Source organism: Colwellia sp. RSH04 (genome assembly GCF_003545765.1).
Classification (GTDB): domain Bacteria; phylum Pseudomonadota; class Gammaproteobacteria; order Enterobacterales; family Alteromonadaceae; genus Colwellia.
Genome location: NZ_QXIO01000002.1, coordinates 387328 through 400557, shown reverse-complemented (window position 1 = coordinate 400557; position 13230 = coordinate 387328). Strand labels below are relative to the sequence as shown.

The following is a 13230-nucleotide window of genomic DNA, read 5'->3' as shown; positions in this document are numbered from 1 at the left end:
ACCACCTTGATAGAAGATGGCGTCATTAGTGCGTTGTTATTGCTGTGTACTGGGAATTAGTACTTGGTATTGATTCGCTCTCAATGCTTCAATGGCGGCTTTGATTTTAGCTTCTTTAACAAGAATATAATCAGTATCAAAAGTCGACATAGCGAATATACTAATTTTCTCATTAGCTAACACAGTGGAAATATTTGACAGAATACCCGTGAGCGTAAAGTCTAATGGACCAACCACTTCAAGTGCTTGCCAATCTCTTTCGACATCATCGCTATTTAATTGAATATTTTGCGGTAGAACTATTGATATTTCATCAAACGTTTTTGCAATGAAATATATGTCAGATTTGAAAACTTGTGCTGGTATGTCAGAGTTTTTAGCTAAACTATGAATGGCGAAAGCTTCGTTGATGAGCCTAAGAGTTAACTGAGACATCTAAGTCCTTATTTTACGTGTGTATCTAAGATAATAATATAACATTTCTGTCAATTTACACTAGCGCCCTTTCACTTTTCTAGGCAGTTTTACTGTAATCGATTAGATATTTAGGCAGGGCAGAAGCTATAAAATGAGGTTATTTAACCTACACAGTTGAAAAGAATGATTAACGGTTAACAATTTAATGATGATTAACCTAGTGTTAATTCTGATGGTTCTGCATGAAAATATAATCAAAAGGAAGTGAAAAATATACTTTTCTTTGGTAATGAAAGATTTATATGAGTGAAATAAATATTGCTTTATATCTATAATGTGTTGTTTTTAGGGTCTTTCAATTAATTGTAAAGGTAATAGCTATAAACCTTTGCTTATATTTTGATCTATAGACTCTAAGCAAGCTTTACTTTTGTTAAGTCTATCCACAAAACCTGTGGATATCTTTGTTAGTAATGATTGGGTTATTTGGTATCTTTATGTTTTTATTGGTTTATTTTTGCAGGTTGTTTTTTGGCTAGTTAAAATTCATACACACTATATAGTTAAGTGTTAAATATTAAGCTTTATGATGTAAATACTTCTAAGTCTTATGTTTGTAGCGGTTAATCCATTAAATTAACCGCTCAATTTGTACTTTAAGTTATTGTTTTGCTTGGATGGCCGTTAGGGCAATGGTATAAACTATATCATCAACAAGAGCGCCTCGAGATAAATCATTTACCGGCTTGTTCATGCCTTGAAGCATAGGACCAATACTGACCAAATCAGCAGATCGTTGTACCGCTTTATAGGTTGTATTGCCGGTATTCAAATCTGGAAATATAAAGACCGTTGCTTTACCTGCAACAGGGCTGTTTGGTGCTTTTTTCTTTGCTACATTTTCCATAATCGCAGCATCGTATTGTAGTGGACCATCAATAATTAGATCTGGACGTTTTTGTTTGGCTAACTCGGTTGCCTTCGCAACTTTTTCTACATCAGCACCATGACCAGAGCTACCAGTACTATAACTGATCATCGCAACACGTGGCTCAATACCAAATGAAGCGGCAGAATCTGCAGATTGAATGGCAATGTCTGCAAGTTGTTCAGCATTTGGCTCAGGATTGATTGCACAGTCACCATACACAAGTACTTGATCTGGCAATAGCATAAAGAATACTGAAGATACCAGTGAACTATCAGGAGCTGTTTTAATTAACTGTAAGGCAGGCCTAATAGTATTCGCTGTAGTATTAACAGCACCCGAGACTAAACCATCAACTTGGCCTAGTTGTAGCATCATTGTTGCTAAGACAACATTGTCATTTAGGTTTTCTTTGGCTATTACTTCAGTTAGCCCTTTGTCTTTTCTCAGTTCAACCATCGGGCCAACATAGTTATCACGAATCGTATCAGGATCAGTAATAAGTAAACTGTCAGGTAGGTGAATACCTTGCTGCTCGGCAATTTGTAATATTTCTTCTTTATTACCAATTAACTGACAACGAGCAATGTTTCTCTCACAGCATATTGCTGCCGCCTTTATTGTTCTTATATCCGTACCTTCAGGTAAAACTATTAGTTTATTACCCTGTCTAGCTAATTCAGTCAATTTATGTCTAAAAGCTGGCGGTGACAATAAGCTCTTGTTGTCATTTTTGTTAGTTAACTTATCAAGCCAAGCAGGATTTAAACTATCAGCAACATGTTGTTTTACTTTTTCATGGCGCTGTATATCATCTTGAGGTATTTCGGGGTTAAAACTCATAATATGTCTTGATGTCTGCCATGTATCCCATGGTACAGATAATACCGGTAACCCTGCTTCTAACGCTTGTTTACATAATTCCCACACTTGCTCAGATGGCTCAAAACCATTTGTTAAGATTAACGCGCCTAATTTTGTACCGTTAAGTGCTGACAAGCAAGTTGCAATGATAATGTCAGTGCGATCACCTGGGGTGACTATTAAGCGACCAGGTACCAAATAACTGACCAAGTTACTTACTGTTCTTGCGCAAAAAGCAACACTTCTAAAACGTCTGTGCTGCATATCACCTACATTGATAACTTTTGCTTCAAGATAGTTTGCAATATCCACAACTCTTGGGGCGATAAGATCGAGCTCCCATTGAATAGAGCCGAGTAAATCAAAATGTTTGTCTTTGAAGAGGGTTAGGTTTTGCCATGGCGCTAGATTAAACTCACTACTAATCTCTTCTTCGCGAGGTAATAAGCCAAACTCATCTTGATCAGGACTATTTAGTTTATTAATAATACAGCCAATTAGGTGCTTGTTTTTGATGCCACCAAAGGTTTCTGCACTGACTTCAATTCTATCTTCAAACTCTTCTGTACTGTCATTACCAGGCGCGGCAACTAAAACAATGTCAGCACATAATGCTTGTGCAACATCACGATTAATTCTTCCTGCATAAGGTTGTCTAGTTGTGGGTACAAGCCCTTCAATAATGACAACATCTTGGTTTTGCTCAAAGGCATCGAAATTGGCTACAATCTCTTCAAGTACCACATCGTGAAGACCATCACCCATTTTTTCTTCGACATAACTTAATGAAATACTGGTGTTGTTTTGCGATAGGCTTATCGCTTCTATAGTTTTATTTTTCTTCGCTAAACTATTTCTAGATGGTTGGCTAATGGGTTTGAAATGACCAACTTGTATACCTTTTTGTTCACAGGCATGTAATAACCCAAGCGATACACTGGTAAGCCCGACACCTGAACCAACAGGGATAAGCATAATTCGATGTGACATAGTGTTAAGCCTTAATATTTTTTTGTTGATTGTTTTGTAAGCTACTTTCTAATAGGTTATTTGTCTGTTCAGCAATAACCCACTCTTCATTGGTTGCAATAACCCAACAGTTTCTTGCGTTATCAGCCGCTATATTACCTGATTTGCCAAAGCGGGCTTTTTGGTTTTTTTCATCTGATACGTTAAAGTTTAATAAGCTCAGTTGTTCAATAACTTTTTCTCTAACCCAAGAAGAGTTTTCACCAATGCCGCCGGTGAAAATAAGCCCGTCTAACTCTGTAAGGCTTGCACTAAACGATGCAATATATTTAGCTATACGGTAGCAAAATATAGTTAAAGCAAGCTCTGCTTGTTTGTTGCCACTAAGCATTGCTTCTTCTAAAGTACGACAGTCATTACTTAATTGAGAAACACCTAACAAGCCGCTTTTTTTATTAAGTAATCGAACAACATCATTTACACAGTAGCCTAGTTGTTCAACTAAATGAAAAATAATACCCGCATCAACATCACCACTACGGGTGCCCATCATTAAACCTTCAACAGGTGTCATACCTAAGCTTGTATCAACGCTGCGACCATTTTTTATTACGGTAATACTGCAACCATTTCCTAAATGCGCACTGATCAGGTTACATTCTGTTAGTGGTTTATTAAGTAGTTCAGCAGCTTGTTTTGCCACAAAATAATGGCTAGTACCGTGAAAACCATAGCGCCTTACCCCATGCTGTTTATATAGGTCGTAGGGTAATCCATAAATAAATGCTTTTTCAGGCATACTTTGATGAAATGCGGTATCAAAAATGGCAACTTGCTTTAAGTGTGCGAAGGCTTTTTGGCAGGCTTTAATACCAATTAAATTCGCAGGGTTATGTAATGGTGCTAATTTAGCGAGGCTTTCGATAGCCGACTCTACCTCTTCTGTAATTAGAGTTGGCTCTGAATATTTTTCTCCACCATGTACTACTCGATGACCAACGGCTGAGATAGAAGTCACTAAATTAAATTGATGCAAATATTTAACTAAGACGTTCAAAGCCGATTGATGATCGAATGGAGCGTCTAGGGCTTGGTTATATTGTTCATTATCAAACTTTATTTTAATGACGGCGTCATTTGCTAATAAACATTCAGCCAGGCCTGACAGTATAGTTTGACCTGTTTTAGGGTGTATTAATGAAAATTTCACAGAAGAGCTACCACAATTGATAACTAAAATGGCATTTTCATATAGGGTAGGTGAGGAGAGTGTATTCATAGAGTCATTCTTTTTTTAAATAAAATAAGTATTAATGCTTTTCAGCTTTTTGAATGATTCTTATTATAGCGACTTAAGTTAATAAAAGTTTGATGCAATACATAAAAGCAACATAATAGGTGAAGAGATAGCGTTTTATTGATTTACTTCTAAGTTTTCTCTAACACAATATGACAATTGGCAAATAAGTTTTAAAATGTTCAGCGACTAAATGTTTTCGACATAACAAATACTTTTGGACTGATGTCTTTACCACTATTGAAAAGTGAGAAAAACTGCTATAGTTGCTGTATGAATATGACGGTAATTGAAATTATAAAACTTGGCCGACAGTACTTAAATACTTGGCCAGAGTTGCCTGAATTAGGGCGGTATTTTGCAGATTATAATGCAGTGCAAAGCTGTCGCTTTGTTTGTAAATATTTTCCAGCGCTCGCATTATTTACTTTTGTTATGCAGTTGTTTTTTTCTTCGGGATTACCTTCAGGGCAAGGCTCCATCAATCTTGCATTAGCGGCTTTACCGCAAGCATTGGTTTACGGGCTTTTTTTATTGAGTATGCCAGTACAAGCATTAGTTATCTCTGGTGTTAAGGCTGATAAACGATTACCTCCTTCTCTAGACTCTTGGTATAAAGAAGGTATTGAGAAAGCGAAAAAAAACCAACAAAACCACTATGAAAAATATAATAGTGGTCAAACGGTATCTGGTGCAGAAGCTATTCAAAAATTGGTGGTGATTAAACCAAGGTATATTGATTTAGCTAAGCTTTTAAAACTTACTTTTGATACAAGCGTAAAATAAAATCAGCCTGACAGCTAAATGTTGTTAACTTCGTTAATTGTTCAACGACTTCTTTACTTGCTTTAAAAGCAAAAGGGGTCATAGCTAGTAAATTTAATACGTCCTCGCTGTTATTAAACGTCATTTCGTAGGTTAACTGTTCTTCTTTAACAAGCGTCATTTCTTGTATAACTTGTTTTGATTCATCATGATGTTTCGCTTGTTGATAAATGAGTGATTTCAGTGCTAATAAATGCTCTGCACCAGGTGTAACAGTTAATAAATAGCCTTCTTTAGCGAGTACTCTATTAAATTCTTGCTCTAAAATAGGGGCGTAAACGCTGAACACCCATGAAAATTGTTCATCTTGAAAGGGGAGCTCTGATAACGTGCCAACACTAAAAAAACATGTTTTATATTTTTGTGCGGCAATTTTTACCGTCTCTTTAGATATATCGACACCGTAGACCTGATTATCATCATTCTTGTGTTGATGTGTATAAAAACCTTCGCCACAACCTGCATCAAATACAACCGCTGAAGCGGGTGCATATTGTTGATATAATTTAAGCATGGCATTGACTAGTGGCTGGTAAAAACCTTTTTCTAAAAATGCGCGCCTAGCGGTTACCATCGCTTTGTTATCACCGGGTTCTTTTGAATGCTTAAACTGCACAGGTAATAAATTTACATAGCCTTGTTTAGCTTGATCAAAGCAATGGTTATTATCACAGCGATATACCTTATCATTTAACGATAAAGGCTGTTTGCACAAAGGGCAGCGGTAATATGGCTGCCCTGTTTTTAAAGTAGTATTAGTCATGATTTTTATTTAAATGTTGACCAAATAGGGGCGTGATCTGAAGGTTTCTCGATGCCTCTTAATTCGTAATCAACGTCTGATTCAATACATTGTTTTGCTAGTGAGTCTGTAGCAAGTACTACATCAATTCTTAAACCGCGGTTATCGACAAAGCCTTTAGAGCGGTAATCAAACCATGAATAACGCTCTTCTCTTTCAGGATGAAGGGATCTAAATGTATCAGTAAAGCCCCAATCTAACAGTGTGGCTAACCACTCTCTTTCTTCTGGCTGGAATGAGCATTTTCCTGATTTTAACCAACGCTTACGGTTAACTTCACCTATACCGATATCTAAATCTGTTGGTGAAATATTAATGTCACCCATAATAACGATGTTTTCATCTTTATTGTGGTGATCATTTAAATAAGTCATTAAATCGTTATAAAACTGTCTCTTATAAGGGTATTTTGTTTCGTGAGCGATGTTGTCACCTTGTGGAAAATAACCGTTTAATACGGTGACTTTTTCACCCAAATTATTGGTTGTTGTTACCATTATCATGCGCTTTTGTGCTTCTTCGTCATCAGTAGGAAAGCCTTTCTGTACAAAATCAGCAGGTTTTTTACAAAGCATGGCCACGCCATAATGCGCTTTTTGACCATGAAAATAGACGTGGTAACCCATTGCTTCAACATCAGCTAGGGGAAAAGCTTCATCATGTACTTTAATTTCTTGTAAACCGATAATATCAGGTTGATGTTTATCGATAATTGCTTGAAGTTGATGTAAACGAGCGCGAAGGCCGTTGATATTAAACGAGATGATTTTCATGGTATGTTTTGCCTTGATAATGCTGAAAAACTCATTTGAGTTTATATGAACTATTAAACAGATCTTGCTGGCTTATGTGTTTTCAAGCAAGTATTTTTTATAAAACATTTCATTTATTTAATTATTATGGATAACTAGATAAATATTTAAGCAAAGCAATTGTTAAATAATGTAATTTTAACGTAACAGCTAGTAGAAGTTATTGTTTAACCGATGCAAGTTGTTTAAGCTAGTTGTCAAAAGTAAATGATATGCTTCAGCATGATGGTTTATTAAGTTATCGGGTCTTTTAATAAGGAAAGTAACATGTCAGAAAATAATGCATCAGTTAAAAAAATATTACTGGTTGAGGACGACCGTCAATTATCAGATTTAGTCACTGATTTTCTAACGAGTGAAGGTTTCCATGTAAAACAAGAATTTCGTGGAGATACTGTCGCTAAAAGAGTTAAATTATTTAATCCAGATCTTATCGTGTTAGATATTATGTTACCGGGAAAAGATGGCTTTGCTGTATGTAAGGAATTAAGACCTGAGTTTAATGGACCTGTGTTAATGCTTACCGCTAAAAGCACTGACTTTGATCAAGTATTAGGGTTAGAGATTGGCGCCGATGATTATGTTATTAAGCCTGTTGAACCTAGAGTGTTATTAGCAAGAATTAATGCGTTATTGCGTCGAGGTCAATTGCCTAATCAAAGCGACGAAAAAGGTGAGATTACTTGCGGTAGTTTATATATAAACAAAGCATCTCGTAAGGTTACTTTAAAAGAAGAAATTATTGATTTAACGAGTCAAGAATTTGATTTGTTATGGTTATTGGCAAGTAAAGCAGGTGAAGTTCAAAATCGTGATTATATTTATAAAGCGGTTATTGGGCGAGAATATGACGGGTTAGATAGAAGCGTCGATGTACGTATCTCTAGACTTCGTAAAAAATTATTAGATAGTACAGAAACACCCTTTAGAATTAAAACAATATGGGGACAAGGGTATTTATTTGTTCCAGATGCGTGGGAATAGGAAATAAATAATGCTGGGGCGTTCGTTTTTTAATCTGTATTTTTTTATTATTTCAACTTTTATTGTGTTTTCATGGACATTAGATGAAGTGTGGAATTCATATTTAGAGCAAGATGTTGAATCTTATACTGGTTATAAAACAATGCTTATTGCGTTGGGAGATTACGTAAAAAAACACCCCGTCGATGAATGGGAAGAAATAATTCATAATGCTGGTCAGCGTTATGAATTACCACTTAGATTAATGACTTTAGCACAAGTCAAAGCAATCGATCATACCAATCATCATCAATTAATTAATAAAAACGCCCATATTTATTACGATGATTCTATGGTGGTATTAGATTACCTTATAGAAGGTACTGACTTTGTTATTACTTTAGGCCCAGCAGATATGCCAACAAGGCCTAGAGTTAAAGCAACATATCGAGTGCTTATTCTTGCCACTTTTGGCGTCATTATTTTTATTTGGTTATGGCCAATGTCTCGAGATTTAGAGCTTCTTAAAAAAGCAACTAAAGATTTCGGACAAGGTAATTTTAATACCACGGCTCCTGCCGCTAAATCTACAATGATTGCTCCAATGATTTCATCATTTAACATGATGGCGATGCGCATCAAACGATTAATTGGTGCTCATAAAGAGTTAACCAGTGCTGTTTCTCATGAATTACGAACTCCCCTTGCAAGAACTAAATTTGCCTTGCAAATGCTTGAAAATGTAAAAGATGATGAAAAACGTACTAAATATCAACAACAAATAACTAACGATGTTAGAGAGCTTGAAGAGCTTATTAATGAAATGTTGCTGTATGCTTCATTTGATAATGACAAGCCGCAATTAAATATTGTAGGTACTGATATAGCTGAACTTATTGAAGCGCAAGTCGCTAGTCATGATCAATTTGCCAATACTATAACTTTTGTCAATGAATCCCCAAGCTTACATGCATTATGTGATAGTCACTTTATTGATAGAGCATTAAATAACTACATTAGTAATGCCATTAAATATGGCAATGGTGAAGTTAAAATTACTTTATCAACACAGGGCGGCATGTGTACCATTTGTGTGGAAGATGGTGGTGAAGGGGTTTCTGATGAATTTAAAAGTGTTATCTTTGATGCATTCTCTCGCGGTGATCAATCAAGAAACCGTGAAACAGGTGGTTTTGGGTTAGGTTTAGCGATTGTTGCTCGCATCATGGAGTGGCATAAAGGCTTTGCAAGTGTCAGTGATAGCGAACTTGGTGGTGCTGCATTTAAAATAACTTGGCCAATCAAGTAATTTTTCGTTAAAACATTATTTTAATAAATAAATCTCTAAAACAAGCTAATGCTTTTGCGCGCTAAGTCGATAACTTATTTATAACCATCTAGTTGTAAATAAGAGCACCTTTTGTCTGAGTATAGTTTTTCACCCGAATCACAAGTAAATCAAAAGCAGACTGAGCTTAAACATCAGTTTTTGCTGCATGAGTTACAGTTAGGTGAACAGCTTGGTAACAGTATTCACCAAGCAAGACGTGCTGATTTTTCATTAATGCTTTCAATGTTAGCTGAAGATGTTAGAGAGCATAGTCAATTCAGCTTACCTCAATCATCAAATAACTACGGCTCCAACGTTACTAATGAATCATTACGTAAGTATTTTTCGTTACCTGATGAAAAGCCTTTAGCATTAAAAAACCTCGAACAAATCAAAGACTTCAACCAAGGTCAATCAATAGTTGATGATGATATTGTGACTATTCGATTATTAAATGCTTTAAAGCCTAACGCCCTTGCTTTTAGAGATAATGTTAAACATGTGCCAACTCAGGTTATGAGTAATACTAGTATCGCTTGTCAATTAAAGCATGAAGAAAATAATGCCGATAAACCAAGGGACACAGAAAGAAATGATTCATTAACCAAGCCATTAGCAGAGCCTTTATCAATGCAAGTGAACGAGTGGTTAAAAAATATCGAAGCATCAATAATCAAAGCACCACTGGTTGCTTAATACTACTTGAATTAATGAATTGTCACTTAATGAAAGTTAAGGCTTTATGGCTTAACTAGATATCAGTTGGTTTATCTCGCGCAACAATGCTTATACTTTTTTGCCTTTCTACTTTGTTTATTAAAGTAGTTTTGACAAGGACATGTTTCATTTCGAGAGATGTGTTTAACTGCTTCATTTTTTAAGATATTACCATCGAGATACCGCCATACCATTTCATTATGACTATTTTTCTCTCTTTTGAAGCGAGAATGCTCTCTCATTTCGCAGATTGAATTGTCGTGAATAAAAATGGCTGAAAATTCGACAAATTGATATTCACTTTCATCACTCTCTCTACTTGATGTGTTATGAATGATGAGTTCTAACCATTTACATTGTGAAGACCATTCTTGTATGTCATCGATACTTTGCTGAGATTGTGATGCTTTTGCATAAGTCGCAAAGATATAGTGCGCATTATTTAGTGCATACGCGGTAAAACGTGAACGCATCAGCTGCTCTGGTAATTCAGGTAAGCGGTTATTGTTTTCAATAAATTTTTCAATATATTGGGCACAACAATTAACATAAGATTGCTTAGACCCACAAGGACACAACATAGAGAATGCCTGTTTATTTATCAACTTGTTAGTTAGGCTATAGTTTACCTTATATAAAAAGCCATTGGTCGCTTTCTTTTATACATTTATTGTCTTTTCTTTTAGGCTAAGATAACTAATATACATCCCATTAATTGATAAGTATTCTAATTATGAAATTAAAACTTCTTTCTCTTGCTTTATGCGTTAGCTTATCTGCTTGTACTACTTCGCAGTTAAATAATGATGAAGCAATTAGCACCCAAAGCATGGTAGCTACCGGTGCTGAAATAGCCCAAGTAGAAGCATCATTACTTACTGAACAAAAATTAAATAAACAATATGAAATTACCTTAGAGCGTATAATGGCCGATCCTGATTGGATGGGACGATCACCTGAGTCTTGGTATTGGGGCGATGATAATCACACTGTTTTTTATAAGCAAAAGCAACTAGGTAACCCACTAAGGGATTTATACCAAGTAGACGTATCGTCAAATGATGCAAAGATGAAAACGGATACCGATAACGCGTTAGTTGCATTATCTGATTTACATCAGGTTGAAGATAAATATGCGCAAACTAATCAAGATGGAACTCATGAGATTTATATCTTTAAAGGGAATGTTTTTGTAAAAACCATTACAACTAAACAAGTCAAGCAGTTAACGAATACTTCATCGACCGCAAGTGCTGCTATGTTTTTACTTAATGGTGATGTTGCATACCGTATAGGAGACCGATTCTTTAGCCATAACTTAACCAATGGTTTAGTGACTGAGTTAGCTAATCTTGTATTAAAAGATGAAAAACCGTCAATTAAAGAGCCGACTAGCTATATTGGCAAAGAGCAGCACAAACTGATTGAATATATTGCATTAGAACACAGAAATAGCAAACTAAGAGAACAGCAAAAGCAACGTTTGATAGAACAGAATGATACGGTATCAGATACAAGCTTTTACTTAGGTAAGAAGAAGCGCATAAGACATGCGAGCTTATCACCCCGTGGCGATAAATTATTTGTGAGTATCACTGATAGTAAGCCAAGCCGTGCTGCAACAGATATTATGCCAAACTACATCACACCAACAGGGGATATTGCCGCTGAAAAAGTGAGAGCAAGAGTTGCTAACAATAGAAAATATGAAGAGCAATTGTTTATTATCGATCTGAAAACTAGACAAAAAAGTCTACTTTCATACAACACCTTACCTGATTATGATACCGATGTTTTAGCCAGTGTTAAGCGTGAAAATCATCAGAAAAAAGGCCTCACATATTCTAGTAAACCAGAAGCAAGAAACATTCACTTATTGCAAATGCGTGATGCAGTAAAATGGTCTGCTGATGGTAGCGAAGTCGCATTAATGCTGGAAGCGTGGGATAACAAAACACGTTGGTTAACCACAGTGGATTTCGCCGATAATCGTCTAATTACTCAACATAAGCTTCATGATGATGCGTGGATAAACTGGAATTTCAATGAATTTGGCTGGATGACAAATAACGATAAGTTCGACTTATATTTTCTTTCTGAACAGTCTGGTTATTCTCAGTTATATGTAAAAAGTTTATCAGGAAAAACAGAACAATTGACTTCAGGTCGCTTTGAAGTCAGTAATGTTCATTATTCTAAGTTAAAACAACGCTTTACTTTTAAAGCGAATAAAAAACACCCCGGCATTTATGAAATATACCAAGTTGATTTAACTAAACGTCTAACAACGTTAACAAATTTAGGAGGCATGAATGACTATCAGTTAAGTCCTGATGAATCTAAATTACTCATTGAGCACTCAACAGTCACTATGCCGCCAGAGCTTTACGTTATTGATATGAACTCAAGTAATAAAGCGCAACGTATTACTTATACCGTTTCAGATGAATTTTTAGCTATGCCTTGGGTTGCACCCAATGTAGTTGCTATTCCTTCAAGTAAACAAGATATGCCTATTTATTCGAGAGTTTATTTACCTGAAAACTATGACTTAAAGAAAAATAAAAACAAAGCGGTTATGTTTAGTCATGGAGCAGGTTATTTACAAAACTCTCATTTAGGTTGGTCAGGTTATTTCAGAGAGTTTATGTTTCATTCAATGTTAGTACAACAAGGTTATGTTGTGATTGATATGGATTATCGTGCATCTAAAGGCTATGGCCGTGATTGGCGAACAGCGATATATCGTCACATGGGTAGTGTTGAAGTGGAAGATATGAGTGATGGCGTTAATTGGTTAATTGAAAACGCAAATGTTGCACCAGAAAGAATAGGCACCTATGGGGGATCGTACGGTGGCTTTTTAACTCTAATGTCAATGTTTACTCAACCAGAGTTGTTCGCGTCAGGGGCCGCGTTACGCTTAGTTTCTGACTGGGCTTACTACAACCATGGCTATACATCTAACATTTTAAATACCCCTGAAGATGATGCTATTGCCTATGAGCGCAGCTCACCTATTTATTTTGCCCAAGGGTTAGCTAAACCACTCTTAATTAATGCACCGATGGTCGATGATAATGTGTTTTTTGAAGACAGTGTTCGATTAGTTCAAAGACTCATTGAATTAGAGAAACAAGACTTTGAAACAGCAATATACCCTGTTGAACCGCATGGTTTTGTACAACCGAGTTCTTGGTTAGATGAATACAGAAGAATCTACAAATTGTTTGAAACAACACTATAAAGTTATTGAGATAGCGTTTTTAATATAGATTGTTAAAAGCGAGTGGTTTATTTATTATC

Annotated in this window: 11 protein-coding genes; 5 read left to right on the top strand and 6 right to left on the bottom strand. The window is 35.8% G+C overall.

What is annotated here, in order from left to right; genetic code table 11:
- Positions 1-36: 36 nt before the first annotated feature.
- The 3 genes from D1094_RS05320 to D1094_RS05310 all read right to left on the bottom strand — a co-directional run bounded on the left by D1094_RS05320 (position 37) and on the right by D1094_RS05310 (position 4457).
- The gene (locus D1094_RS05320) at positions 37-435 is read right to left on the bottom strand and encodes an ACT domain-containing protein (protein ID WP_118959042.1); all 399 of its coding nucleotides are present in this window, start codon (positions 433-435) and stop codon (positions 37-39) included.
- 643 nt (positions 436-1078) lie between these two features.
- Positions 1079-3199 carry a phosphate acetyltransferase gene (gene pta, locus D1094_RS05315; protein WP_118959041.1) on the bottom strand — a complete coding sequence of 707 codons (2121 nt, stop codon included), beginning with the start codon at positions 3197-3199 and terminating at the stop codon, positions 1079-1081.
- 4 nt (positions 3200-3203) lie between these two features.
- Positions 3204-4457, bottom strand: coding sequence for an acetate kinase (locus D1094_RS05310; RefSeq protein WP_118959040.1), 1254 nt, complete (start codon positions 4455-4457; stop codon positions 3204-3206).
- Positions 4458-4754: 297 nt separating this feature from the next.
- On the opposite strand from D1094_RS05310, the gene D1094_RS05305 reads away from it, so the two are divergent.
- Entirely contained in the window at positions 4755-5261 is a 507-nt protein-coding gene (locus D1094_RS05305; RefSeq protein ID WP_259337825.1) for a DUF412 domain-containing protein, read from the top strand.
- Here D1094_RS05305 and rlmA read toward each other — a convergent pair.
- Together rlmA and xthA are read right to left on the bottom strand one after the other, a co-directional pair.
- Positions 5236-6063: a 23S rRNA (guanine(745)-N(1))-methyltransferase gene (gene rlmA, locus D1094_RS05300; protein ID WP_118959038.1), complete on the bottom strand. Its 828-nt coding sequence runs from the start codon at positions 6061-6063 to the stop codon at positions 5236-5238. The two genes, D1094_RS05305 and rlmA, sit on opposite strands and share 26 nt — an antisense overlap.
- Positions 6064-6068: 5 nt before the next feature.
- The gene (gene xthA, locus D1094_RS05295; protein ID WP_118959037.1) at positions 6069-6875 is read right to left on the bottom strand and encodes an exodeoxyribonuclease III; all 807 of its coding nucleotides are present in this window, start codon (positions 6873-6875) and stop codon (positions 6069-6071) included.
- 306 nt (positions 6876-7181) lie between these two features.
- On the opposite strand from xthA, the gene D1094_RS05290 reads away from it, so the two are divergent.
- From D1094_RS05290 to D1094_RS05280, 3 genes are all read left to right on the top strand, one after another.
- Positions 7182-7898, top strand: a complete 717-nt coding sequence (locus D1094_RS05290; protein ID WP_118959036.1) for a response regulator — start codon at positions 7182-7184, stop codon at positions 7896-7898.
- A 10-nt stretch (positions 7899-7908) separates the two neighbouring features.
- Entirely contained in the window at positions 7909-9186 is a 1278-nt protein-coding gene (locus D1094_RS05285; RefSeq protein WP_259337824.1) for an ATP-binding protein, read from the top strand.
- Positions 9187-9297: 111 nt separating this feature from the next.
- The gene (locus tag D1094_RS05280) at positions 9298-9903 is read left to right on the top strand and encodes a VC2046/SO_2500 family protein (RefSeq protein ID WP_118959034.1); all 606 of its coding nucleotides are present in this window, start codon (positions 9298-9300) and stop codon (positions 9901-9903) included.
- A 71-nt stretch (positions 9904-9974) separates the two neighbouring features.
- Here D1094_RS05280 and D1094_RS05275 read toward each other — a convergent pair whose 3' ends face one another.
- Positions 9975-10505: a YchJ family protein gene (locus D1094_RS05275; protein WP_118959033.1), complete on the bottom strand. Its 531-nt coding sequence runs from the start codon at positions 10503-10505 to the stop codon at positions 9975-9977.
- 152 nt (positions 10506-10657) lie between these two features.
- Between D1094_RS05275 and D1094_RS05270 the strand changes: the two genes are divergently transcribed.
- The gene (locus D1094_RS05270) at positions 10658-13171 is read left to right on the top strand and encodes a prolyl oligopeptidase family serine peptidase (RefSeq protein ID WP_118959032.1); all 2514 of its coding nucleotides are present in this window, start codon (positions 10658-10660) and stop codon (positions 13169-13171) included.
- Positions 13172-13230 lie beyond the last annotated feature (59 nt).